23 protein-coding genes, 2 tRNA genes and 1 riboswitch are annotated in these 24,882 nt (G+C 43.6%); of the genes, 21 read left to right on the top strand and 4 right to left on the bottom strand.

What is annotated here, in order from left to right; genetic code table 11:
* The first annotated feature begins 129 nt into the window (after nt 1-129).
* Nucleotides 130-1,308 carry an iron-containing alcohol dehydrogenase gene (locus PGU50_RS07505; RefSeq protein WP_022220883.1) on the top strand — a complete coding sequence of 393 codons (1,179 nt, stop codon included), beginning with the start codon at nt 130-132 and terminating at the stop codon, nt 1,306-1,308.
* A 100-nt stretch (nt 1,309-1,408) separates the two neighbouring features.
* On the opposite strand, the gene PGU50_RS07500 is transcribed toward PGU50_RS07505, so the two are convergent.
* Together PGU50_RS07500 and PGU50_RS07495 are read right to left on the bottom strand one after the other, a co-directional pair.
* Nucleotides 1,409-2,032: a flavin reductase gene (locus PGU50_RS07500; protein WP_022220884.1), complete on the bottom strand. Its 624-nt coding sequence runs from the start codon at nt 2,030-2,032 to the stop codon at nt 1,409-1,411.
* Nucleotides 2,033-2,123: 91 nt separating this feature from the next.
* The gene (locus PGU50_RS07495; RefSeq protein WP_270246566.1) at nt 2,124-3,398 is read right to left on the bottom strand and encodes an MATE family efflux transporter; all 1,275 of its coding nucleotides are present in this window, start codon (nt 3,396-3,398) and stop codon (nt 2,124-2,126) included.
* A 178-nt stretch (nt 3,399-3,576) separates the two neighbouring features.
* Nucleotides 3,577-3,691: riboswitch (FMN riboswitch) on the top strand.
* A 330-nt stretch (nt 3,692-4,021) separates the two neighbouring features.
* Here PGU50_RS07495 and ribD point away from each other — a divergent pair.
* From ribD to nrdD, 16 genes are all read left to right on the top strand, one after another.
* Nucleotides 4,022-5,134 carry a bifunctional diaminohydroxyphosphoribosylaminopyrimidine deaminase/5-amino-6-(5-phosphoribosylamino)uracil reductase RibD gene (gene ribD / locus PGU50_RS07490; protein WP_270246565.1) on the top strand — a complete coding sequence of 371 codons (1,113 nt, stop codon included), beginning with the start codon at nt 4,022-4,024 and terminating at the stop codon, nt 5,132-5,134.
* Nucleotides 5,135-5,782 (top strand): riboflavin synthase, encoded by a 648-nt coding sequence (gene ribE / locus PGU50_RS07485; protein WP_117556885.1) that lies wholly within the window; start codon nt 5,135-5,137, stop codon nt 5,780-5,782. It abuts the gene before it with no gap.
* Between the two features lie 85 nt (nt 5,783-5,867).
* On the top strand, nt 5,868-7,088 hold the full coding sequence (locus PGU50_RS07480; RefSeq protein WP_195255361.1) for a bifunctional 3,4-dihydroxy-2-butanone-4-phosphate synthase/GTP cyclohydrolase II: 1,221 nt from the start codon (nt 5,868-5,870) through the stop codon (nt 7,086-7,088).
* 59 nt (nt 7,089-7,147) lie between these two features.
* Complete coding sequence (gene ribH, locus PGU50_RS07475; RefSeq protein WP_117556889.1) at nt 7,148-7,621, top strand: 6,7-dimethyl-8-ribityllumazine synthase; 474 nt, start codon at nt 7,148-7,150, stop codon at nt 7,619-7,621.
* Between the two features lie 167 nt (nt 7,622-7,788).
* Complete coding sequence (mgrA, locus tag PGU50_RS07470) at nt 7,789-8,787, top strand: L-glyceraldehyde 3-phosphate reductase (protein WP_270246564.1); 999 nt, start codon at nt 7,789-7,791, stop codon at nt 8,785-8,787.
* A gap of 124 nt (nt 8,788-8,911) precedes the next feature.
* Nucleotides 8,912-8,982: transfer RNA gene (locus tag PGU50_RS07465), tRNA-Trp, on the top strand.
* 493 nt (nt 8,983-9,475) lie between these two features.
* Nucleotides 9,476-10,141, top strand: a complete 666-nt coding sequence (locus tag PGU50_RS07460; RefSeq protein WP_081445281.1) for a F0F1 ATP synthase subunit A — start codon at nt 9,476-9,478, stop codon at nt 10,139-10,141.
* A gap of 54 nt (nt 10,142-10,195) precedes the next feature.
* Nucleotides 10,196-10,414, top strand: coding sequence for an ATP synthase F0 subunit C (gene atpE, locus PGU50_RS07455; protein ID WP_270246563.1), 219 nt, complete (start codon nt 10,196-10,198; stop codon nt 10,412-10,414).
* Nucleotides 10,415-10,447: 33 nt separating this feature from the next.
* Nucleotides 10,448-10,942, top strand: a complete 495-nt coding sequence (gene atpF / locus PGU50_RS07450) for a F0F1 ATP synthase subunit B (protein WP_270246562.1) — start codon at nt 10,448-10,450, stop codon at nt 10,940-10,942.
* Nucleotides 10,926-11,456, top strand: a complete 531-nt coding sequence (gene atpH, locus PGU50_RS07445) for an ATP synthase F1 subunit delta (protein ID WP_330614332.1) — start codon at nt 10,926-10,928, stop codon at nt 11,454-11,456. Before atpF ends, atpH begins: the two co-directional genes overlap by 17 nt.
* Nucleotides 11,457-11,461: 5 nt before the next feature.
* On the top strand, nt 11,462-12,970 hold the full coding sequence (gene atpA / locus PGU50_RS07440) for a F0F1 ATP synthase subunit alpha (protein WP_022220892.1): 1,509 nt from the start codon (nt 11,462-11,464) through the stop codon (nt 12,968-12,970).
* Nucleotide 12,971: 1 nt separating this feature from the next.
* Nucleotides 12,972-13,865, top strand: coding sequence for an ATP synthase F1 subunit gamma (atpG, locus tag PGU50_RS07435; protein WP_118217476.1), 894 nt, complete (start codon nt 12,972-12,974; stop codon nt 13,863-13,865).
* Between the two features lie 8 nt (nt 13,866-13,873).
* Nucleotides 13,874-15,271: a F0F1 ATP synthase subunit beta gene (gene atpD, locus PGU50_RS07430; protein WP_117556895.1), complete on the top strand. Its 1,398-nt coding sequence runs from the start codon at nt 13,874-13,876 to the stop codon at nt 15,269-15,271.
* Nucleotides 15,272-15,282: 11 nt separating this feature from the next.
* The gene (gene atpC / locus PGU50_RS07425) at nt 15,283-15,696 is read left to right on the top strand and encodes an ATP synthase F1 subunit epsilon (RefSeq protein WP_117556897.1); all 414 of its coding nucleotides are present in this window, start codon (nt 15,283-15,285) and stop codon (nt 15,694-15,696) included.
* 227 nt (nt 15,697-15,923) lie between these two features.
* Nucleotides 15,924-16,517 (top strand): HD domain-containing protein, encoded by a 594-nt coding sequence (locus PGU50_RS07420; RefSeq protein ID WP_055249251.1) that lies wholly within the window; start codon nt 15,924-15,926, stop codon nt 16,515-16,517.
* Nucleotides 16,518-16,657: 140 nt separating this feature from the next.
* Complete coding sequence (gene nrdD, locus PGU50_RS07415) at nt 16,658-18,847, top strand: anaerobic ribonucleoside-triphosphate reductase (RefSeq protein ID WP_008374382.1); 2,190 nt, start codon at nt 16,658-16,660, stop codon at nt 18,845-18,847.
* A gap of 86 nt (nt 18,848-18,933) precedes the next feature.
* Here nrdD and PGU50_RS07410 read toward each other — a convergent pair whose 3' ends face one another.
* A complete protein-coding gene (locus PGU50_RS07410) occupies nt 18,934-19,443 on the bottom strand; it encodes a hypothetical protein (RefSeq protein ID WP_270246560.1) in 510 nt (169 codons plus the stop codon).
* Between the two features lie 352 nt (nt 19,444-19,795).
* On the opposite strand from PGU50_RS07410, the gene nrdG reads away from it, so the two are divergent.
* Nucleotides 19,796-20,302 (top strand): anaerobic ribonucleoside-triphosphate reductase activating protein, encoded by a 507-nt coding sequence (nrdG, locus tag PGU50_RS07405; RefSeq protein WP_117835428.1) that lies wholly within the window; start codon nt 19,796-19,798, stop codon nt 20,300-20,302.
* A gap of 73 nt (nt 20,303-20,375) precedes the next feature.
* Nucleotides 20,376-20,446, top strand: a tRNA-Trp gene (locus PGU50_RS07400).
* A gap of 144 nt (nt 20,447-20,590) precedes the next feature.
* On the opposite strand, the gene PGU50_RS07395 is transcribed toward PGU50_RS07400, so the two are convergent.
* Nucleotides 20,591-21,910, bottom strand: coding sequence for a hypothetical protein (locus PGU50_RS07395; protein WP_270246559.1), 1,320 nt, complete (start codon nt 21,908-21,910; stop codon nt 20,591-20,593).
* A 280-nt stretch (nt 21,911-22,190) separates the two neighbouring features.
* Between PGU50_RS07395 and PGU50_RS07390 the strand changes: the two genes are divergently transcribed.
* Complete coding sequence (locus PGU50_RS07390) at nt 22,191-23,366, top strand: M20 family metallopeptidase (RefSeq protein WP_008374392.1); 1,176 nt, start codon at nt 22,191-22,193, stop codon at nt 23,364-23,366.
* 37 nt (nt 23,367-23,403) lie between these two features.
* Nucleotides 23,404-24,846, top strand: coding sequence for an MFS transporter (locus PGU50_RS07385; RefSeq protein WP_270246558.1), 1,443 nt, complete (start codon nt 23,404-23,406; stop codon nt 24,844-24,846).
* Nucleotides 24,847-24,882 lie beyond the last annotated feature (36 nt).

The raw sequence follows: 24,882 nt of genomic DNA, 5'->3' as shown, positions 1-24,882 counted from the left end.
ATGTATTACGAAAATTTATCTGAAGAGCAGGGAGAGCATAATATTTTCTACGTCATCTTGCGAAGTCTCAAAAAAGGATTTATACTAAAAATTAGCAGAAAATCATAAGAGGAAAGAAGGAAATAAAAGATGGAAAATTTCACATTTTATGCACCGACTTATTTTGCTTTTGGTAAGGATACAGAAAATGATACCGGAAAGTATGTAAAACGTTTTGGCGGCAGTCGTGTACTGCTCCATTATGGCGGAGGTTCTGTCATTCGTTCCGGACTTTTGGATCGTGTTAAGAAATCTCTGGACGGAGAAGGGGTTTCTTATGTAGAATTAGGCGGCGTAAAGCCAAATCCGAGAAGTGGTCTTGTATATGAAGGAATCGATCTGTGCCGGAAAGAAAAAGTAGATTTTGTACTGGCAGTCGGAGGCGGAAGTACAATTGATTCCGCAAAGGCAATTGCGGCAGGTGCAGTATACGATGGAGATTTCTGGGATTATTATGAAGGAAAGCTTGTCGAGGAAGCACTTCCGATCGGAACAGTTATTACGATTTCAGCTGCAGGAAGTGAAGGATCACCGGACTCTGTTATTACAAAAGAAGAAGGAATGTTCAAAAGAGGGGCAACCGGAGAAGCATTCCGTCCGAAATTCACGATCATGAACCCGGCACTTACACAGACACTTCCGGCATATCAGACAGCTTGCGGAATTACAGATATTATGGCACATCTGTATGAGCGTTATCTGACCAATACCGAAGAAGTAGAAGTGACAGACCGTATGATCGAAGGGCTTCTTCTGACGATGATCCATGAAGGACCGAGAGTCATTGCAGACCCGGATAATTATCAGGCAAGAGCAAACATTATGTGGGCAGGTATGATGGCACACAATAATTCCTGCGGAGTAGGACGTACACAGGACTGGACAAGCCATAACATCGAGCACGAATTATCTGCATTGTATGATTGCGCGCACGGTGCAGGGCTTGCGGTTGTTATGCCGGCTGTATTTACTTATACACTGGAACACAATGTGATGCGTTTTGCACAGGCTGCAGTCCGTGTCTGGGGCTGTCAGATGGATTTTGCAGATCCAAAGAGAACGGCACTGGAAGGAATTGAGGCACTTCGAAACTTTTTAATTTCGATTGGGATGCCAAAGAATTTTGCAGAGCTTGGAGCCAAAGAAGAAGATATTGAAAAGCTGGCACATACATGCTGTTATGGAGATGTAAATACTGGTACAGTGGAAGGATTTGCAACTCTTGATCAGAAAGATGTGGAAAATATTTATAAACTGATGGTATTTTAGAAAAAGAAATATCGTAAAACAGGAAATTTGGAAGAGGGAGTGCGTGACTTAAACTCAAGTCATACACTCCCTCTTTTTGAAACGTCTATTTTCCAACAGGCTATGCATTTTCATAAATCGGTTCGAAATCATCTGCGCCGTGTCCACAGAGCGGGCAGGTGAATTCTTCCGGAAGATTGCTTCCTTCGTATACATAATTGCAGATCTTACAACGCCATCCGATAATCTTCTTATCCTCTTTTTTCTGTTCTGGTTTTGGCTTTACATGTGCCTGATAATCTGCGTAAGTCAGAGGAGGATTGTCACTTAAAAGTTTCGCATCGGTTACTTCAGCAATAAAAAGGGTATGTGTTCCAAGATCCTGTCTGGAAACGACTTTTGCGCTGAGAACAGAACATGTCTGCCATCCGAGGTAAGGAACTGCATTTTCATCTGCAGGTGCAGTGATATTTGCGAATTTATCAACATCTCTGCCGGACTGGAAACCGAAATGCCGGATCGTTTCAAAAGAGCAGGTCTGGTCAAGCAGGCTTAACGTAAAAATGCCGCTCTCTTTGATCAGATCACAGGTATAGTTGCTATTCAGCACAGAGATTGCGATTCGTACCGGATTATTCGCAACCTGGATGCAGGTGTTGGTAATACATCCGTTTACTACATTCCCAGAGCGTGTTGCAAGCATAAATACTCCATAAGATAAATTGTAAAGTGCTTTTTTATCCATATGACATTCCTCCTGACTTTTAAACTCAATAATAAGAATCATTACTATAATTAAAATATACATGATAAAAGAAAAATTGTCAATTACAAAATCAAGATTTCCGGAAAATCAGAATCACAAAAAATGTGATGATTTCTGATCCTAAGAAGGAAAGCCAGATTCCATTCAGCCCCAGAATCTGTGAGAACAGAATCGCACAGAAAGCAATTGCGATAATGCCGCGCATAACAGAACCAAGGACGGCAGGACGTGCCCGGTCGATTGCGGAAAAATAGGCAACCAGCACAATATTGATACCGGCGACTAAAAAGCCCAGGAAATAAAGCCTAAGACCAGTATGGGCGTAAGCAAGCAGCTGGAGATTATGTTCGCTGTTAAAGATACTGATAAAGGTATCCGTAAATCCGTAGATCAGTACAACGATCACAAGCTCGATTAGAAGTGCTGCAGCAAGAGACCAGTTGAGAAATTTACGGACTAGATCATGTTCACCCTTTCCGTAACTCTGGCTGATCAGCGGCTGTGCACCCTGGGCAAGTCCGTTTAGGATCGCCATTGCGACCAATGAAATATTTGCAACTACGCCGTAGGCTGCGATCCCGATATTTCCCGCAATGCGCAGGATCAGCATGTTAAATATAATCGTAATGACAGCGGAAGAAATTTCAGCAAAAAATGCAGAAACACCAAGCTGGCAGCATCCGATGATCCGGCGAAGAGAGGGCTTGCGCCAGTGAAACTCTACATGGTTATTCTTTCCAAGATAATGTGTCGAACATACCAGCATCGTCACAACCGGTGAAAGAGCGGTTGCAAGTGCAGCCCCCAGAAATCCAAGATTCAAAGGGAACATGAAAATATAGTCAAATAAAATATTAAAGAAGCTTCCGGAAATGGAACCGATCATGGCGATAGAGGTCGCATGGTCATTCCTCGCAAATGCCGTGAAGGTATAGTTTGACATAAAAAACGGGGTAAAGAGCAGGACGATACGCATATAATTACGTCCAAGCCGGATGAGCCCGGCATCTGCTCCTAAAAGTGCAAGTGCTTTATGCGGAATGAAGATTCCGGTGAGCATAAAAGGAATGCTGCATATGAGACACCAGAAGATGGACTGGGTAAAATAGTAGTCCGAAGGTGCACCTTTGGCGGTACTGATACTGTAGCGTGTGGCAGAACCGATCCCGATCATCGAACCGATTGCGAAGACCAGACCGAACACCGGCAGGATCAGATTCAGGGCAGCAAGTCCATCTGCACCGCATTTGTAAGAGATAAAAAAGGTATCTGCCAGAATGTAGACGGAGACACCGATCATTCCGGAAATACTCTGGGAAATGTATTTTAAAAATTTATGAAACATGTTTTTGAATTCCTCATCTTTCTTAAAGCCAGATTAAATGAAATAACCATCTGTACCAGCCTGGTAATAAGCGGACTCTGATATCTCCATATAAGAATAGCATAAACATACTGGTTTGTCGAAAAAATAATCTTGCAATTACTGCGTTACCGTGCTATAGTAAGGTTTGTAAAACTAAATAATGCTTCAGGGCGGGGCGAAATTCCCCACCGGCGGTAAAGCCCGCGAGCCGTAAGGTATGAACTGGTGAGATTCCAGTGCCGACAGTAAAGTCTGGATGGAAGAAGTTGATCGTTGCTGATAGAAAGATTCTCTATCATATCTACAGGAATAAAGAAAGTAAAACGCTCTGGAATGTGAATCGTTTCAGAGCGTTTTTTCTATACCGGGAAATAAAGTTTTCAGGATAGAAGGTCTCCTGCAGATACGGCAGGATCTACAGAAATACAACCAATAAAAGAAAACCCTGACAGGAAAAAAGCTGTCAGGGTTTTCGTATTTCACAGGAACTTCCGGTTAAGTGGAAAAAACATTTTCACAGGAAAATTATCCGATAGATCTAAACCGTTCAGTAAAGTACATTTCCCGGGGGTTTTTCCGGGAGAGATGAGAAAGGAGAAAAAATGACAGATGAATTTTACATGCGCCGTGCAATTGAACTGGCAAAAAAAGGACGTGGATGGACAAATCCAAACCCGATGGTTGGTGCCGTGATCGTAAAGAATGGAAGCATTATCGGGGAAGGGTATCACGAAAAATGTGGTGAGCTTCATGCGGAACGGAACGCAATCGCATCCCTGACAGAAAGCGCCGAGGGAGCAACACTTTATGTGACGCTGGAGCCGTGCTGCCATTATGGGAAGACACCACCGTGTACGGAAGCGATTCTGGAACAGAAGATCGCACGGGTTGTGATTGGATCGAGAGATCCGAATCCGAAAGTGTCCGGTAAAGGAGCAAAGATTTTGCGCGAGGCAGGTGTCCAGGTGGAAGAGGATTTTCTGCGCGAAGAATGTGATGCGTTAAATCCGGTTTTTTTCCACTATATCACAACAGGACTGCCATATGTAGTTATGAAATATGCAATGACAGCAGATGGAAAGATTGCGACAAAAACAGGAGCATCAAAATGGATATCCGGTGAGGAAGCAAGAAATCTGGTACATGAGATGCGCCATAACTATATGGGAATCATGGCAGGAATAGGAACGGTTCTGGCAGACGATCCGATGCTGAATGTGCGTCTGGAGGGAAAGAAAAGTCCGGTCAGAATTATCTGTGACAGTATGCTCAGGATTCCGGTGGACAGTCAGATCTGCCAGACAGCAGGGAGATACCGGACGATCGTTGCATATGCCGGTGAAAAGGGGAATGCGATTTCTTTAGAAGAGAAAAAACGCAGTCTGGAAAAGCTTGGAGTCGTGCTTCTCAGAGTTCCTTCAGAAAAGGGGGAGATCAATCTGCAGCTTCTGATGAGAAAGCTTGGAGAGATGGGAATTGACAGTGTACTTATTGAAGGCGGTGGAACTTTAAATGAGGATGCCCTGCAATCCGGTATCGTAAATGAGGTGAAAGCCTTTATCGCACCGAAAATTTTTGGCGGAAGAGGCGGCAAGACTCCGGTGGAAGGCTTTGGAGTTGAGAAAGTAGACGATGCCATAAAGCTACAGCTTACGAGAATCTCGCAGGTTGGAGAAGATATTCTGGCAGAGTATAAGGTTTTGGAGGAAATGTAAATGTTTACAGGAATTGTAGAAGAAACCGGATCCATCCGGTCACTCCGACTTTCTGGATCATCCGGGAAGATTGCGATTCGGGCAAAAAAAGTACTCGGTGGAACCAGGATCGGAGACAGTATTGCGGTAAATGGTGTCTGCCTGACGGTGGTTTCCCTGGAAAAAGATGGATTTACCGCAGATGTGATGGCGGAGACGGTGCGAAGAACCAACCTCGGTGACACAAAGATCGGTGAAAAAGTGAATCTGGAACGCGCGATGGCGGCAGATGGCAGATTCGGCGGACATATCGTTGCAGGGCATATTGATGGGACCGGAATGATTGAAGAACTCAGAAAGGAAGAAAATGCAGTATGGGTAAAAATCCGGACAACGCCGGAGATTCTGGAACTGATCGTAGAAAAAGGTTCAATCTGTATTGATGGGATCAGTCTGACAGTGGCAGAAGTAAATGAAAAAAGCTTTCAGGTATCAGTCATTCCTCATACCGGAGAGGAAACCACGCTGCTGAAGAAAAAAGCTGGGGACAGGGTGAATCTGGAAAATGATATTGTAGGGAAGTATATTAAAAAGTTTCTTACACCATCGGAACCGGCTGGAAAATGTGGAGGACTTACCATGGAATTATTAGAGGAGTATGGAATTTGATGCGAAGAAATTCCGGGATTGAAATGGAGAGTACAAAGAAGAACAGGATAAAAATGAGTTATGATCGGACAGGAGGAAGTAACAAATGGAGAAACAGTATCAATACAATAGCGTAGAAGAGGCACTTGAAGAATTACGCCAGGGAAGGATCGTTCTGGTAACGGATGATCCGGACCGGGAAAATGAAGGGGATATGATCTGCGCGGCGGAATTTGCAACCCAGGAGAATATCAATTTTATGGCATGCCATGCGAAAGGGCTGATCTGCACACCGATGAGTGCAGCGCTGGCCGGACGGCTTGGGCTTTCACAGATGGTCTCCGAAAATACAGATAACCATTCGACTGCATTTACGGTATCCGTTGACCATGTGGATACGACAACGGGAATTTCAGCAGCAGAGCGCGGATATACTATGCGCAGCCTGACAGAAGAAGGAACGAAACCGCAGGACCTTCGAAGACCGGGGCATGTATTTCCGCTGGTGGCAAGGCATGGAGGTGTGTTGGTAAGAAATGGTCATACCGAGGCAACGGTTGATCTGATGCGTCTTGCCGGACTGAAAGAATGTGGAATCTGCTGTGAAATCATGGAAGAGGACGGAACGATGATGCGGACAGAGAATCTCTGGAAGCTGGCGAAGAAGTACGACCTGAAATTTATTACGATCAAAGATCTGCAGGATTACTGCAGGATCCATGAAAAACATGTCGTAAGGGAAGCATGTGCAAAGATGCCAACCCAGTATGGAGAATTTCAGATTTATGGGTATGTGAATGACATCACCGGTGAACATCATGTGGCATTGGTGAAAGGTGAGATTGGCGATGGGGAAGATGTTCTGTGCCGTGTACATTCCGAGTGCCTGACCGGCGATACTTTCGGATCTCTCCGCTGCGATTGTGGAAAGCAGCTGCAGTCGGCGATGCAGCAGATCGAGAGAGAAGGAAGAGGAGTTCTTCTGTATATGCGACAGGAGGGAAGGGGAATCGGTCTGATCAACAAGCTGAAAGCGTATGAACTTCAGGAACAGGGATACGATACCGTGGAAGCCAACATCCGTCTGGGATTTGCACCGGATCTTAGGGAATACTGGGTAGGGGCTCAGATTTTATCGGATCTGGGAGTAAAATCACTCCGGCTTCTTACAAATAATCCGGAGAAGGTATATGGACTTTCCGGTTTCGGGCTTGCAATCCATGAGAGAGTACCGATTGAAATAGCACCGCAGAAATTTGATGCATTTTATATGAAGACGAAGCAGGAAAAGATGGGACATATCTTTAAAGAAATCCAATTCAAGTAAAAAGAGAATAAACAGTATTTATTATAGAAGAAACGCTTTAATTACAGGAGGAAAAAAACATGAAACAGATCAACGTATTAGAAGGAAAAGTAGTAGCACCAGAAGGAATGAAAGTAGGAATTGTTGCTTCAAGATTTAATGAGATTATTGTTAATAAACTACTTGGTGGTGCGGTAGACGGGCTGGTACGCCATGGCGTGGAAGATGAAAACATAACGGCAGCATGGGTACCTGGAGCATTTGAGATTCCGACAGCAGCTTCTAAAATGGCGGCATCCGGAAAGTATGATGCGGTGATCTGTGTGGGAGCAGTGATCCGTGGAGACACGACGCATTATGATTATGTCTGCAATGAGGTATCCAAAGGGATCGCACAGGTCGGACTTGCAACCGGAGTGCCGGTATTATTTGGTGTGATCACGACTGAAAATATCGAGCAGGCAATTTCAAGAGCCGGAAGTAAAGGTGGAAATAAGGGATATGATTGTGCACTTTCTGCAATCGAAATGGTTAATCTTCTGAGACAGATGTAATTTTCGGCTGCCGATTACAAAAAAATCCCGTTTTCTGGCAGAAAAAAGGGCAGATGCCGGGATTTACTGGACATTTATGCAGGAAAAAGGTATCCTATCTGATAGGAGAAATCTGTAAAAGAAATAGTAAAGTTTCATTTCAGAGATAATGAAGGAGGAAATGAATTATGTATACAGCATCATCTGAGAGATATGATACCATGGTATATAACCGTTGTGGGAAAAGTGGGCTTTTACTGCCGGCAGTTTCTTTAGGACTCTGGCACAATTTTGGAACCAATGCGGATCCGGAGAATATGAAGGCAATGTGCAGGACAGCATTTGATCTGGGAATCACCCATTTTGATCTTGCGAATAACTATGGACCGGAATACGGAAGTGCTGAGACGAATTTTGGAAAGATTTTAAAAGAAGACTTTGCACCATACAGGGACGAGATGATCATCAGCACCAAGGCAGGCTATGATATGTGGCCGGGACCTTACGGGAACTGGGGAAGCAGGAAGTATCTGATCGCAAGCCTTGACCAGAGCCTGAAGAGAATGGGGCTGGATTATGTAGATATTTTCTATCATCATAGAATGGATCCGAATACCCCGCTGGAAGAAACGATGGGTGCACTGGATTCCATCGTAAAGAGTGGAAAGGCACTTTATGTCGGAATTTCTAATTATGATGGTCCGACAATGGTACGTGCAGCGGAGATTCTGGAAGATCTGAAATGTCCGTTTGTCATTAACCAGAACCGGTATTCCATTTTTGACCGGACGATTGAACAGAACGGTCTGAAAAAGACGGCGAACCAGATGGGAAAAGGAATCATTGCATTTAGTCCGCTGGCACAGGGGCTTCTGACAGATAAATATCTGCACGGAATCCCGTCAGACAGCCGGATTGCTGTGGATGGAAGATTTCTTCATGCCGATGCACTGACGAAAGAAAAGCTTGCGCAGATCGAGGCACTGAATAAGATGGCAGGTGAGAGAGGACAGTCTCTTGCGCAGATGGCACTGAGCTGGATCCTGAAAGATGAGGATGTGACCAGTGTGCTGATCGGAGCGTCCAGACCGGAGCAGATCATTCAGAATGTGGAGATTGTGCAGAATACGAAGTTCACCCGGGAAGAGCTGAAAAAGATCGATCAGATCAGCAGGGGCGATCTGTAAGTGAAACCTGCGCGAAGAAATTATTTGCAAAGGATGCAAAGAAAATATTGAATAAATGATTGACAGGAAGCAGCCATTGTGTTAATATAGTCCATGGTTGCTTCAGCAATCAACAATTTCATATAGGGGATTGGTCAAATGGTATGACAGGAGTCTCCAAAACTCTTAGCGGCAGTTCGATTCTGTCATCCCCTGTAACTTGAAGGACTCAGTTTGAGTCCTTTTTTTATCTAATGGATCAAGTGCGGAATAGTGATAGCGCAAGTCCAAATCAACTCTTCATTTCCAAAAACAAAATAACCATCCCACCATATATATATTCGACATAGTCACTATACATAGTGCATAAAAATAAAAGAAAATAATTGTAAAAAATGCCAAAAATTCAACTGTACAAAAGCACAAAATCCGTCAAAAAAGAATCTCGAATGCTACAAACTAAAAAAAGTGTCAAAAAATAGAAGTAAAAACAGCTAAAGAAAATAAAAGAAAAATAGATGAAGATGGTGAAAATAGATAAAAAAATTGGTTTTTTTACTGTACAATCTACAAAAGCTGAAAATATTGACAAAGAAAAAGTGTGAGCGTAATATAAGCATGACTTTTAGAGGACACTCTAAAAAGTACTCTAAAATAAGAATAAATAAAACGAAAGGGAGGGAGCGATACGGAACATTTAACAGAGACTCTGTTAGAAGAGCTGAACTGCGAGACGGTGTTTACGATCCCGATATTCGGCGGAATACCGGTAAAAGAGTCGGTCGTAGTTACCTGGATCATCATGGCGGTAATCGTAGGACTTTGTATCATATTTGTCCGGAGCTTGAGCGTTGAAAATCCGGGAAAGGTTCAGCTTTTATTGGAATCCGCAATAGGAAAAGGACTGGACTTCTTTGAAGACATCATGGGAAAAGAAAACAGGAAATATATTCCGTATCTGATTACAGTGCTTATCTATATTGGGATAGCCAATATCATTGGTCTGTTCGGATTTAAGTCACCGACAAAAGACCTCAATGTAACAGCAGCACTTGCAATCATGAGTATGTGCCTGATTGAATTTTCCGGAATCCGGAAGAATGGATTTAAACACTGGGCGGCGCATTTTGCAAAGCCGGTACCATTCGTAGCACCAATTATGGTTCTGGAGATTGTGATCAGACCATTATCACTTTGCATGCGTCTGTTCGGTAATGTATTGGGAGCGTTTGTTATCATGGAGCTTTTAAAAGCAGTAGCTCCGGTTCTTATCCCGATACCATTTAGTTTTTACTTCGATATTTTCGATGGATTCCTGCAGGCATATGTATTCGTATTCCTGACAGCACTTTTCATGAATGAGGAGCAGGAATAACCCAAAAATGACAGAAGAAACAAAAATCTATAAGAAAAAAAGGAGATTAAGATTATGTTAGTAGCAATTGGAGCAGCAGTAGCAGTTTTAACAGGTTTAGGAGCAGGACTCGGAATCAGTATGGCAACAGGTAAAGCAGTAGACGCGATCGCAAGACAGCCGGAAGCAGAAAGCAAGATCAGCAAGAACCTGATCCTTGGCTGTGCACTTGCCGAGGCAACCGCTATTTACGGTTTCATCATCGGACTTCTCATCATCTTAATGCTGAAATAAGAAAAGTAAAATAAAGAAAGGCAGGTGGGACAGGTGATACAGTTTAATGTAAGCCTTCTCTTTACGATCATCAACCTGATTGTCTTTTATCTTTTGCTGAAAAAATTCTTATTCAAACCAGTAATGGGAATTATGGAAAAACGTGAAAAAATGATTGCTGACGGACTGAAAAATGCCAGTGATAGTCAGGAAGAAGCGGCGAGACTGAAAGCGGAATATGAAAAGGCTCTGGAAGGAGCAAAGGCAGAATCTATTCAGATCGTGGAAAAAGCTAAGAAAACTGCAGCCGGAGAATCAGAGCGTATCCTTCAGGAAGCCAATACGGAAGCCGTAGGAATCCTGAAAGATGCCAGAGAGACGATCGAAAATGAACGCAAACAGACCATGAATGATCTGCAAAGTGAGATCGCAGGACTGGCAATGCAGGCAGCACGTAAGATTGTGGATGACACAAAAGGAAATCAGGATATATATGATCAGTTTCTGAAAGGTGCAGGTGATGCTCATGTCAATGAAGAGGTTAAATAAAGAGTATTGCTGTAGCCCTTCGGCAAAACAGTATGCACGTGTTTTATATGAGCTTGGAATTTCAAAAGAAGCGGTAGGAGAGACTGAAAAGCTTTTTGAAGAAGTACCGGTGCTTGAAGAAACATTTGCAAGTCCGGTGGTACCGATGCGGGAAAAATTAAGTTCGATCGACAAGATTTTCCCGGAAGAAATAAAAAACTTTCTCAAGGTTGTATGCCGTAATCAGAGAATGAGCGAGATCAGTCAGATTCTTTTTGCTTATGACAGATACTGTAAAATGCAGGAAGGAATCCAGATGGCAACGCTTACCTGTGTGGAAGCACCAGATGAAAAGCGGCTTGAGAAAATCAGAGAATTTCTTTGTGAGAAGTACCATAAGACAGATGTGAAGATTGAGATAGTCAAAGATCCGGCATTACTTGGCGGATTTATCTTAAAGACCGGTGATGATGAATATGACTGGAGTCTGAAAGGAAGATTATCGAGATTAGAGCAAAAATTGACCTGGAGGTGAACAAAGTGAGTTCAATTAGCTCAGATGAAATTATTTCTATTCTGAAAAATGAAATAGAGAACTTTGATCAGATCAGTAAAGACAGCGAGGTCGGTACGGTTGTCTCTGTCGGTGACGGAATTGCAAATATCTATGGAATAGAGCATGCAATGTACGGAGAAATCGTGACATTTGAAAATGGACTGAAAGGTATGGTTCAGGACATTCAGAAAGATACGATCGGCTGCATCCTGTTCGGATCAGATGTAGAGATCAAAGAAGGTACGAAAGTGATGCGTACCAAAAAGAAAGCCGGAGTACCGGTTGGCGATAAATTTATCGGACGTGTCGTAAATGCACTTGGAGCTCCGATTGACGGAGCGGGAGAAATCGAAGCAGAAGATTACAGACCGATTGAAAATGAAGCACCAGGAATTGTAGACCGTAAATCCGTCAGCGTTCCAATGGAAACAGGAATCCTTTCTATCGATTCTATGTTCCCGATCGGACGTGGACAGAGAGAGTTGATCATTGGAGACCGTCAGACAGGAAAAACTTCCATTGCTACAGACACGATTTTGAATCAGAAGGGTAAGGATGTCATCTGTATCTATGTAGCAATCGGTCAGAAAGCATCAACGATCGCAAAGGTTGTCAATACTTTTAAAAACGGCGGCGCAATGGATTACACCATCGTAGTAGCATCAACAGCAAGTGACTGTGCACCGCTTCAGTATATTGCACCATATGCAGGAACCGCGATCGCAGAACATTTCATGCATAAAGGAAAAGATGTCCTGATCGTTTACGATGATCTTTCAAAGCACGCAGTTGCATACCGTGCGCTGTCCCTGCTTCTTGGACGTTCACCGGGACGTGAAGCTTATCCTGGAGATGTTTTCTATCTGCATTCAAGACTGCTTGAGAGATCAAGCCGTTTAAGTGATGAAATGGGAGGCGGTTCGATCACAGCACTTCCAATCATCGAGACACAGGCAGGAGATGTATCTGCATACATTCCGACCAACGTCATTTCCATTACAGATGGACAGATCTTCCTGGAAAGTGATCTGTTCTTCTCAGGAATGAGACCGGCGGTTAACGTAGGTCTTTCCGTATCCCGTGTTGGTGGTGCAGCACAGACAAAGGCAATGAAGAAGGCAGCCGGAAGTATCCGTATCGATCTTGCACAGTATCGTGAGATGGAAGTATTCACACAGTTCAGTTCCGATCTGGATGCAGCAACAAAGGAACAGCTGGAATATGGATCTGGTCTGATGGAACTTCTGAAACAGCCACTCGGACATCCAATGTCCATGCATGAGATGGTCATCACCCTCTGCGCAGCACGAAATAAAGTGCTTCTGGGAATTCCGGTAAAAGAGGTTAAGAAATTCCAGATGGATATGCTGAATTATTTTGCAACAGTTCATCCGGAAATCAGTGAAGAGATTGAGCAGACAAAGGCTCTGTCCGATGAACTGGCTGCAAAGATTGTGGAAACAGCGAAGGAATTCAAAGACAGCAGGTGTTAATATGGCAAATATCAGAGAAATACAGACTCGAATCAACAGCGTCAAAGATACGATGAAGATCACGAACGCCATGTATATGATCTCGTCTACCAAGATGAGACAGGCGAAGAAAAAGCTGACAGATTCAGAGCCGTACTTTTACGGACTTCAGGGAGAGATTTCCAGAATCCTGAGGCATATTCCTGAGATCGAGCACCGGTATTTTGATGTGCGTGAAGAGATTCCAAAAGAGAAACGAAAGATAGGTTCCATTGTCATTACTGCGGATAAAGGACTTGCAGGAGCTTACAACCACAACATTGTCAAGGTGGAGGATGAGATCCTGGAGGAACCGGGAGAGCATAAGCTGTTCGTAGTCGGTGAGCTTGGCAGACACTATTATGCGAATAAGGGTGTGGAAATTGACACCAATTTCCTCTATACTGTGCAGAAACCGACCATGCACAGGGCAAGAGATATCGCGGAAGTGATTCTTTCCCAGTATGGGAGAGGTGAACTGGACGAGGTCTACATCGTTTACACCAGAATGGAAAATTCGATGCTGACAACGGTTGAAAAAATGAAGATCCTGCCGCTTGAGAGATCTTCATTTAATGAAATGAAAATGCCGCTTAACATCCATAGAGAGGCGATCGCGCTTTATCCATCAGCAGAGGCGGTTCTGGACAGCATCGTACCAAACTACGTGGTTGGTATGATCTATGGATGTCTGGTAGAGGCATATGCAAGCGAACACAATGCGCGAATGACAGCAATGCAATCAGCAACAGACAGCGCGCAGGAAATCATCAAAGATCTTTCTATTATATATAACAGGGCAAGGCAGGCTGCGATCACACAGGAAATTACTGAGGTTTGTGCAGGCGCCAAAGCCCAGAAACGGAAAAGGAAGTGAAAACAGGTATGAATAAAGGACGTATTGTACAGGTCATGGGACCAGTTGTTGACGTTGTATTTGAAGACGGAAATCTGCCGCGCATCAAAGATGCCCTGCAGGTGGAGAACAACGGAAAAACCTGTATTATGGAAGTTGCGCAGCATCTGGGAAATGATGAGGTTCGTTGTCTGATGCTGGCAGCAAGTGAAGGACTTTGCAAGGACATGGAAGTAACCGCTACCGGTTCTGGAATTAAAGTACCGGTTGGAGAGCAGACCCTTGGACGTCTGTTCAACGTACTTGGAGAAACCATCGACAATGGCGAAGAAATCAAAGAAGATACCGAACACTGGGTGATCCACAGAGATCCGCCGTCATTTGAAGACCAGAGCCCGGTTGTAGAAATCCTGGAAACTGGGATCAAGGTTATCGACCTGCTTGCACCTTATGCAAAAGGTGGTAAGATCGGTCTGTTCGGCGGTGCCGGTGTAGGTAAGACTGTACTGATCCAGGAACTGATCCGTAACGTAGCCACAGAGCACGGCGGATATTCCATCTTTACCGGTGTTGGAGAACGTTCCCGTGAAGGTAACGACCTCTGGACAGAAATGAAAGCATCCGGAGTTCTGGATAAGACAGCCTTAGTGTTTGGTCAGATGAACGAACCACCTGGAGCACGTATGCGTGTCGCTGAGACAGGACTTACGATGGCTGAATATTTCCGTGATAAAGAACATCAGAATGTGCTTCTTTTCATTGATAATATTTTCCGTTTTACACAGGCAGGTTCCGAAGTATCCGCACTTCTTGGACGTATGCCATCAGCCGTAGGTTATCAGCCGACACTGGCAACTGAAATGGGTGAACTGCAGGAGAGGATCGCATCTACAAAGAATGGTTCTGTCACATCCGTACAGGCTGTCTATGTCCCTGCCGATGACCTTACAGACCCGGCTCCGGCAACTACATTTGCTCATCTGGATGCAACAACCGTACTCTCCCGTAAGGTTGTAGAACAGGGTATTTACCCGGCAGTTGATCCACTGGAATCTAACTCCCGTATTCTTGAGGCGGATATTGTCGGAGAAGAACATTATGAAGTTGCAAACCGTGTAACAGAGGTTCTGCAGAAATACAAAGAGCTGCAGGATATCATCGCAATTCTTGGTATGGAAGAGCTTTCCGATGAAGACAAGGCAACGGTTATGAGAGCAAGAAAAATTCAGAAATTCCTCTCCCAGCCATTCTTCGTTGCAGAGACATTTACCGGAGTTCCGGGAAAATATGTACCTCTGAAAGAGACGATCCGAGGATTTAAGATGATCCTCGACGGAGAAATGGATGAGTATCCGGAGAATGCATTCTTCAATGTAGGAACGATTGATGAAGTCATCGAGAAGGCAAAGGCTGAAAAAGCAGAATAGAGGTGCCAGGTATGGATACATTTGGACTTAAAATCATTTCCAGTGACCGGGTATTCTATGAAGGACGTTGCAGAAAGATGATCGTGCCGGTACCGGACGGCGGTGGAATGGAAATTCTTCCGCACCATGAAAATATGGTGATCGCTGTGGTGATCGGTGAGGCAATGCTTCAGTTTGAAGAAGGCGAATGGGTGAACCTTGCGGTCGGAGCCGGATTCCTTGAGATCGTCAACAACCGTGTGACGATGCTGGTGCAGACGGCAGAGAAACCGGAGGATATCGATGCCAGACTTGCCCAGGAGCAGATGGAGTATGCAGAAGAAAAGCTTCGCCAGAAACAGAGTATACAGGAATATTACCGGACACAGGCTTCGCTTTCAAGGGCGATGAACCGGTTGAAGGTGTCGAAGCGAAAAAAATGGTAAATAGGAAACAAATTTATGTGGAAGCGCGTAATCTACTACAGATTGCGCGCTTTTTCAATACGGAATTTTTGACAAAATTTATTGGGAAAAATGGTACAATCTTTTACAAAATAAAAGTTCCGATACAGGGTAGTTTGTGGTAGAATATATAACAGTGTGCGTGTACTGAGAAAAAGGATTTTGAGGTGTTCAAATAGAGTGTATTTCATCATAGAAGGAGCAAAAACGTGGAAAAAGAGGAGCTTACGCAATTATTTAATTTCTTTCGGGAGATTGATAAGGAAAAATTTATTGGAAGGCAGACATATCTGACGGATGGGGTGCGTAAGGAGAATGACGCGGAGCATGCGTGGCATATGGCGATCATGACGGTTCTGCTTGCGGGATATGCCAATGAGAAGATCGATGTTCTTAAGACAGTGACGATGCTTTTGATCCATGATATTGTAGAAATTGATGCGGGGGATACCTATGCCTATGATGAAGATGCGAAGAAGACGCAGAGGGAACGGGAAGTGAAGGCTGCGGACCGGATTTTCGGACTTCTTCCGGAAAAGCAGGGAAAGGAATTTCGGGCGCTCTGGGAGGAATTTGAGGCACAGGAGACTGCTGAGTCGAAGTTTGCCCGGACGATGGACAATATCCAGCCGATCATGTTAAATGCGGCTACAGACGGCAAAGCGTGGGAGGAACACGATGTTCATATTGAACAGATCCTGAACCGTAACCGGAATACGGCAAAAGGCTCAGAAGCGATCTGGGAGTATGCGAAAGAAGAATTCTTAAGACCGAATCTGGAAAATGGCAAGATAAAAAAATAACATAAAAAAAACAAAAATCCCCCTTTTCATTTTCGTGAATATGGGGTATCATATACTACAGAGCGCAAAATATAGTGGAGAAACTTAAAAGTGACACTATATTTTGTGGAGCGATGGAACAAAGTTAGGAGAAAGTTGGGATGGATTTGGAAGTAAAGACGAGAGTAATCAAAAGAAACGGTGAGGAAGTAGACTTCCGGCTGGAGAAGATTGTGAATGCGATCAAAAAAGCGAATGAAGAGGTTGAGAACATCCACAGGATGAATGACTTTCAGATCATTGCAATTGCGGAGAAGATTGCACAGCAGGCAGAGGAATTTACGCATGCAGTGAATGTGGAGGACATCCAGGATATGGTTGAGACCGGCATTATGGAGATGCGTGGTTATGAGGTTGCCCAGAAGTATGTCCGCTATCGCTATAAGAGAGAATTAACCAGAAAGTCGAATACAACGGATAACGGAATTCTTGCATTGATCGATCATATGAACGAGGAAGTAAAGCAGGAGAACTCCAATAAGAATCCTGTGATCAATTCTACACAGAGAGATTACATGGCAGGAGAGGTCAGCAAGGACCTTACCAAGAGAGTCCTTCTTCCGGAGGAAATCGTCCGTGCACACGAAGAAGGAATCATTCATTTTCATGATATGGACTATTTTGCACAGAAAGAGCACAACTGTGATCTGATCAACCTGGAGGATATGCTCCAGAACGGAACTGTCATCAGCGAGACGATGATCGAGAAACCACATAGTTTCTTTACCGCGTGTAATGTGACCACACAGATCGTTGCACAGGTTGCAAGTAACCAGTATGGCGGACAGTCATTTACGCTGTCACATCTTGCACCATTCGTAGATGTAAGCCGTCAGAAGCTCCGCAAGAGTGTCATTGAAGAAAGAATAGAATCCGGAGAGGTTCTGGATGATGCGATCATCGACAAGATCACAGAGAGAAGACTTCGTACCGAAGTACAGAGCGGAATCCAGACGATCCAGTATCAGCTGATCACACTGATGACCTGTAACGGACAGGCACCTTTCGTAACGGTGTTTATGTATCTGGATGAGGTCCCGGAAGGAAGAACCAGGGATGACCTTGCGATGATCATCGAAGAAGTGATGAAGCAGCGTATGCAGGGTGTTAAGAATGAAAAGGGTGTATGGATCACACCGGCGTTCCCGAAGCTGATCTATGTACTGGATGAAGATAATATTACCGAGGATTCCAAATACTGGTATCTGACTGAGCTGGCTGCAAAATGTACGGCAAAGCGTATGGTGCCGGATTATATTTCTGCAAAGATCATGAAAGAACTGAAAAACGGAGATGTTTATCCGTGCATGGGGTGCCGCTCATTCCTTACCGTAGAAGATTCCCAGAGAAATGCAGACGGAAGTCATAAGTTCTATGGACGTTTCAATCAGGGGGTTGTAACGATCAACCTGGTTGACGTGGCATGTTCAGCAGAGGGCAATATGGAACGTTTTTGGGAAATCCTGGATGAGAGACTGGAGCTTTGTCACAGAGCACTTCGGTGCAGACATGAACGCCTTCTCGGAACCGTTTCAGATGTTGCACCGATCCTGTGGCAGAACGGGGCACTTGCCCGTCTGAAAAAGGGTGAGACGATTGACAAGCTGTTATTTGACGGATATTCCACCATTTCTCTTGGCTATGCAGGACTTTATGAGATGTGTATGCGGATGCTTGGCAAATCCCATACAGATCCGGAGGCGAAGCCATTTGCACTGGCAGTTATGCAGCGCCTGAATGATAAATGTAAAGAATGGAAAGAAGCAGAAAATATCAGCTATTCCGTATACGGCACACCGATGGAATCTACCACATACAAGTTCGCAAAATGTCTGCAGAAGCGTTTCGGAATCATTCCGGGCGTTACAGATAAGAACTATATTACGAACAGCTATCATGTACATGTTACCGAAAAAATTGATGCGTTCAGCAAACTGAAATTTGAATCGGAATTTCAGAAGCTTTCACCGGGTGGGGCGATCAGCTATATCGAAGTACCGAATATGCAGACCAATATTCCGGCGGTACTTTCCGTATTACAGTACATTTATGAGAATATCATGTATGCAGAGCTGAATACCAAGAGTGATTTCTGTGAAGTCTGCGGCTATGACGGAGAGATTAAGATCATCGAGGACGAGACCGGAAAGCTGGTATGGGAATGCCCGAACTGTGGCAACCGGGATCAGGATAAGCTCTTTGTAGCGAGAAGAACCTGCGGATATATCGGAACCCAGTTCTGGAATCAGGGAAGGACCCAGGAGATTAAGGACAGGGTACTGCATCTGTAAGGATGGAAATGTTTTTGAAAAAATAGTGAGAAGATATAATAAAGGACACGGCTTTCGCTTGGCGAAGCCGTGTCCTTTATTATAAATTATTTAAAATTAATTGGATAAACGTCTTTTATCAAACCATCCTGGTCATAAGAAAAATAGATTTTTTCGACCATTTCTTCTTTATTGATCTTAAAAGTCACAAGAACTGTTTCAGAATCATCTGTTTTGGAATCAAGTGAAATATCTTTTACCGTTATTTTTGTATTATTATAAGCTGCTTCGGACAGATAGGTCTGACCATAGGTTGAAATAAAATATTCTAATCGTCCCGTTTCAAAGTATTTTCCTACAAGTTTGTTCCAGTTTTCGAGAATTTTCTCAGAATTGGCGAAAGCATCATCAGAATTTGCATCAGTATTTTCACCGATTACATTAGAAGCATCCGGAGAGTATAATTCTTCATTTGGCGCAGTAAACATTGCAGTAATTACTGCTTCTGCTTCCGGACTTACGGCTGATTCAGATGCCTTTTTGTCTGAGCAGCCAGTAAGCAGAATAAACAAAAGTAACAGAATAAAATAAATTTTTGGCGCTGCTTTTTTCGTCATGAGAATCCCTCCTTTGCTTGTGTGGGCAGTTAAAATAGTTTTCTTACCATTGGATTGATCTGCCTTTCACATTTTGGGTGTTTATAAGTATAGTATAATGGAGCTGGCTGTAAAACGCTAATATTATTTTTGCAAAAAAGCAGTTGCTTGGGCGACCGTATGCGGACAAATCGTAGAAGCACTCATCACAGCATTTGGAGGAGTCAAAAAACCGCCGGAGCGGTTGGAATCGTGCTTTACCGGAGGACAATAGTGGTTGATTTTCAGGTGTGATTTGCTATAATTGATAAGAAGAGTAAGAACGGACAGCAGAGTAGTACTGCTATAATGAGAAAAAGGGAAGTATAAAGATATGAATTACGGAACAATTAAAAATTACGATATCGCAAATGGAACCGGCGTCAGGGTCAGCCTTTTCGTATCTGGCTGTCGGCATCATTGCAAAGGATGCTTCAATTCCGAAACCTGGGATTTCAATTACGGTAATCCATATACCAAAGAAGTAGAAGCAGAGATCCTCGAAGCACTTAAACCGGCATATATCCAGGGATTTTCCCTCCTAGGCGGCGAACCCTTCGAGCCAGAAAACCAGAAAGAACTCGCAGGACTCCTGCAAAAGATCAAAGAAAGCTACCCGGAGAAAAATGTCTGGTGCTACACCGGATATCTCTATGATGTAGACCTCATCCCCGGCGGAAAAGTCTACACCGAATACACTGGCAAGATGCTCGCCTGTATCGATACCCTCGTAGACGGCGAGTTCATCGAAGCCGAAAAAGATCTCACCCTGGAATTCCGCGGAAGCCGCAACCAGAGAATCCTTCACCTTGATGAAATCCACCAAAATGCGAAAAACTAAAATAATTCATTGACAAAAAAAGACCACTGTGCTATAAATAACAAGTGGTCTTTTTTAGATCATAAAATCAAATAGGGGATTGGTCAAATGGTATGACAGGAGTCTCCAAAACTCTTAGCGGCAGTTCGATTCTGTCATCCCCTGTAGAACCCTCTCGGAAGCAGTTCCGGGAGATTTTTTATACTCTATAATTTCCACCAGATTCAATTGTTTGCACAAAGAATCTGGTGGGAATTATTTTCGTCTGATGCTGACACAACCTATATTTTTGTAAATCAATTCATTTCTTTAGAAATTAAAATCTAACTCGTACACCTTAACAGGTCTCCCCTTCGCATTGGTCGTCTGCGTATATGCGAGCCTCGCGACTCCCCCATTTTCCAGATTCTGAATAATCCGGTTCGCATTTCTCACCGTACTTCCCATACGTTCGGCAAGCTCGTGCGTTGTAATCTTATTTGAACCGGCAGCATGCATACTGGCAAGGACTTTCTTGATCGTAACCGGTGAAAGATTACACTGCTTTGCAATCTTTCCAAGATTCTGCACATACTGATTCTGGATCACTCTCCGGTCGGATGAACCCAGAGGTCCGATCATATCTCCGTTTTCATTCTGGATAAAACTTTTTCCAAACTGAACAGCCTCTTTGCGGGCATTTACAGAATTACGGATCGCATTGTCAAAATTTGCCCCGATTCCGTATCCTACAGCACATTCAAAATGCAGTTTGCCGGTGAGAAATTCATTCAGTTCGCAGACCTTGCTATTGTGCGTAATATGCTGCAGCATTTCCACAGTGGTCAGGGCACTGCAGTGATTATCCACTTTCTGAGGAATACAGTTCATCAGATTCTTTTTAAAGAAATCTTCCATACAGACATAGATCTGATGGATATTTTCCGGTGTGTTATCTGTCGAACTATGGGGAGATACATTGATGATAACCGGAAGGTTGGAACGCATGTGCTCCAGCTCGATCGTGGACAGAAGTTCATTTGCAAGATCCCGGATATGGCTGACACTTGGCAGCGGATAGATCGTCGGGATCCCGTGCGCACGAAGCTCCGGCAGGATATTACTGTACTGACAGAGAACCATATCCATTTCATTGTTGTTCCACATACGGATCAGCTCTGAAAGGACATGATTTTCAATCGTACTGATACTGGTGCGTGTCAGTGCCTTAGTCCAGTTGTTAATATGTGGTGGAACTGTATCAATGTCCAGCTCCTTAAGGAAAGCGGTTGCAGTACAGCCGCCGTCGATCGGAATCAGGAAATCCAGAATAATCCGGTCCATATCCAGATCCCGGTTGGAAATCAGCAGATTCAAAAGAGCACGGTACAGACCGGCTGTATCAATTTCAAAGGATACGATCGGACGGTTATAAGCGTGCGCAGTTGACTCAATGGCAGCTTTTGCGATCTTACCACTGATAAGAAATCCGTCAGTGTCCCCGGCGTAAGAATCGTAAACTTCTGATATTGTGTCAAATTTGTTGTAGGAAACCACCTGGATGTCGCAGTTTAGTTTTAGTTCTGAGACGATCTGCGAGATAGGTTCCTTTAAGTACTGGCTGGTAATAGCCACAATTTTTCTTCTCATTTTCATTCACCTCTCAAAAAGTATCATATAAAATTATCTTCCATAAATCAACCATAATATTCTGAAAATTAAAAAAAATAACGAATCAATAGGTAAAACAACGAAAATCAAGAATATTCTGTAATATTATTGACTAAAATGTTAGAAGTTGGTATATTGTAATCGTGATAACTATTCTGTAAATGTTCCAAAAACAAATAAAAATATTCTGTAAATATACTAAAAGTAGAACAGTATTTTTAACGTAAATGGCAGGAACAAAGTTAAAGGAGGGCTTAGTATGAATTACTATGAAAGAGCATTGGAATTAAAGGATGAAACAATTGCAAACCGCAGACACATCCACAAAAATGCTGAAACTGGTCTGGATCTTCCAAAGACCAAAGCTTATGTTATGGAAAAGCTGACAGAATACGGACTTGAGCCGAAGGATTGTGGTTACGGGGTAACAGCCACACTTGGTAAAGGGGGAAAAGTTCTTCTTCTGAGAGCAGACATGGATGCACTTCCGATGCCGGAAGAAAGCGGAGAAGAATTTGCGTGTCCTACAGGAAAAGAAGCACATACATGCGGACATGATTTCCATGCTGCAATGCTTCTTACAGCAGCAAAGATGCTGAAAGAAAAAGAAGATACACTGGAAGGAACTATCAAATTCATGTTCCAGCCGGCAGAAGAGACTTTTGAAGGAAGCAAGAATATGATCGAGAACGGTATTCTTGAGAATCCTCCGGTTGATGCAGCGCTTGCGTACCATGTATCACCGGGAAAAATGCCGATTGGACTTTTTATGTACAATGATAAGGATACAATGATGTATTCTGTAGATGGATTTAAGATCACCATCCATGGAAAAGGATCCCATGGTGCTTATCCACATGTAGGAGTTGACCCGATCAACATCGGAGTTCATATCCATCTTGCATTGCAGGAACTGATCGCAAGAGAAAGTGATCCGACACATTCTTGTGTACTTACAATCGGACAGTTTGCAGGCGGAACTGCAGCAAACATCATTCCTGAGACCGCTGTTCTCCAGGGAACGATCCGTACCAACAAGCCGGAAGCAAGAGAACTTCTGGTCCGCAGAATGAAAGAAGTCGCTGAAAAGACAGCAGCTGTATATAACGGAACCGTTGATATTGAGATGATCTCAGAAGTTCCTCCGCTGATCTGCAATCCGAAGCTTACCGACGAAGTGGTTGGATATATGCAGGAGCTTGGAATTCCGGGACTCACACCATATCCGGGAATTTCTGCAAGTGCTTCTGAAGATTTTGCAGTGATCGCTGAAAAGGTTCCAAGTACATTTATGTATCTGTCAGCAGGATATCTGGATGAAAGAGGACAGTATCCGGCACATCATCCGAAAGCACAGTTTAATGAGGATGTTTGCCCGATTGGAGCAGCTTGTCTTGCACATTGCGCTTCACAGTGGCTTAAAAATAACAAATAGAGAGTAAAGGTTTCTTTAGGAACAGGAGGAAAAGAATATGAGTAAAGAACAGCAGGCACAGCCACAGGTTGCGATTCCGCTTCCGAAGGCAAAAAAAAACTTGGTTCAGATCGGATGTATCTGCATGATGCTTTCCGTAGCAATGTATGGACTGGTATTTGCAACGTTAACAGCACCTATCCTTGAAAAAGTTGATGCGATGGGATATGTAGGACTCTTCTCTATCGTAGGTGCGATCGGTGTATCGATTATGACTCCGATCGGAGGAAAATTAGGTGACCTTATTGGGCGAAGAAACATTGTAGTGATTCCTGGAATTATCTGTGCACTTGCAGGTTTTGCATTTGCATTTGTGAGATCTCTGATTCCACTGATGATCCTCAGACTGATTGTCAGCCTTGCACAGGGCGCATTTACAGCAGCACCATACATTATCGCAGGTCTTATCAATGAAAGAAAAGATGTACCAAAGGCCATGGGTATGCTTGCAACTGCAATCGCTGTTGGTGGTTTTGGAGGAAGTATTATCGCTGGTATTTTAACAGATATGGGATTATTGACTGTAGCAATCCTTATGCCGGCAGTTCCGCTTATTCTTGGTATTGTACTGATCGGAATGAATATGCCAAATCAGAAACGTGAAGGAAAAGTTACGATTGATGTTCCGGGTATGATCGCACTTATCGTATCACTTTGTGGAATTCTTCTTGCACTGAACTTTGGATCTTCTATGGGATGGACAAATCCAATGATTCTTGCAGGTCTTGTAATTGGTATCATTGCTCTTATTGCACTTGTTAAGATTGAAAATAAAGCTGCAGAGCCGTTGATTCCAATGAAATTATTTAAAAATAAAAACTACACAGTACTCCTTATTGTAGGATTTATCTGCTATTTCTATCAGAATGCCATGAACTATTATGCACCGATCGGTGCCATGCAGGTTATGGGAGCATCCACGAGTGCAGCAGGTGCACTGCAGATGCCTCGTACACTTATTACAATTATTCTTCCGACCATTGCAGGTGCATGGGTAGGAAAGAAAGCAGCCAATGCATGGAAGGCAATGGTAATCGGCACAAGTCTGGCGTTAATCCCGATGGCAGTGATGGCTTTGGTAACAAATTCAGGTGCTTCGATTATGATTTATTTTGTAGCACTTGCAGTTACAGGTATTGCCGAAAGTTTCCGTGCCGTATCCATTACGCCGACAGCACAGGCAATGCTGGCACCGGAGGACATGGGAATCGGAACTTCTCTGGTTAATTTTGCAAATTCACTTTCAGGAACAATTGCAGTTGCGGTATTTGCAGTCGCATATAATGCAAGTACATCAGCTGATCCGACCAATGTAGCACTGATCCAGAATGGTGTAAAATCTGTATTCTGGACAGCAGCAGTCGTTACTCTGATTGGACTTCTTCTGGTAATCTTCATTGTAAAACCGGAGATGAGCAAGAAAGCAGCAGAAAGCAAATAGAATATTGAAATCCATGTGAACATGTGAATAAGAAGC

Source organism: Coprococcus sp. AM11-30B, assembly GCF_027674365.1.
Classification (GTDB): domain Bacteria; phylum Bacillota; class Clostridia; order Lachnospirales; family Lachnospiraceae; genus Allocoprococcus; species Allocoprococcus comes.
This window is presented reverse-complemented; position numbering and strand designations above follow the sequence as displayed.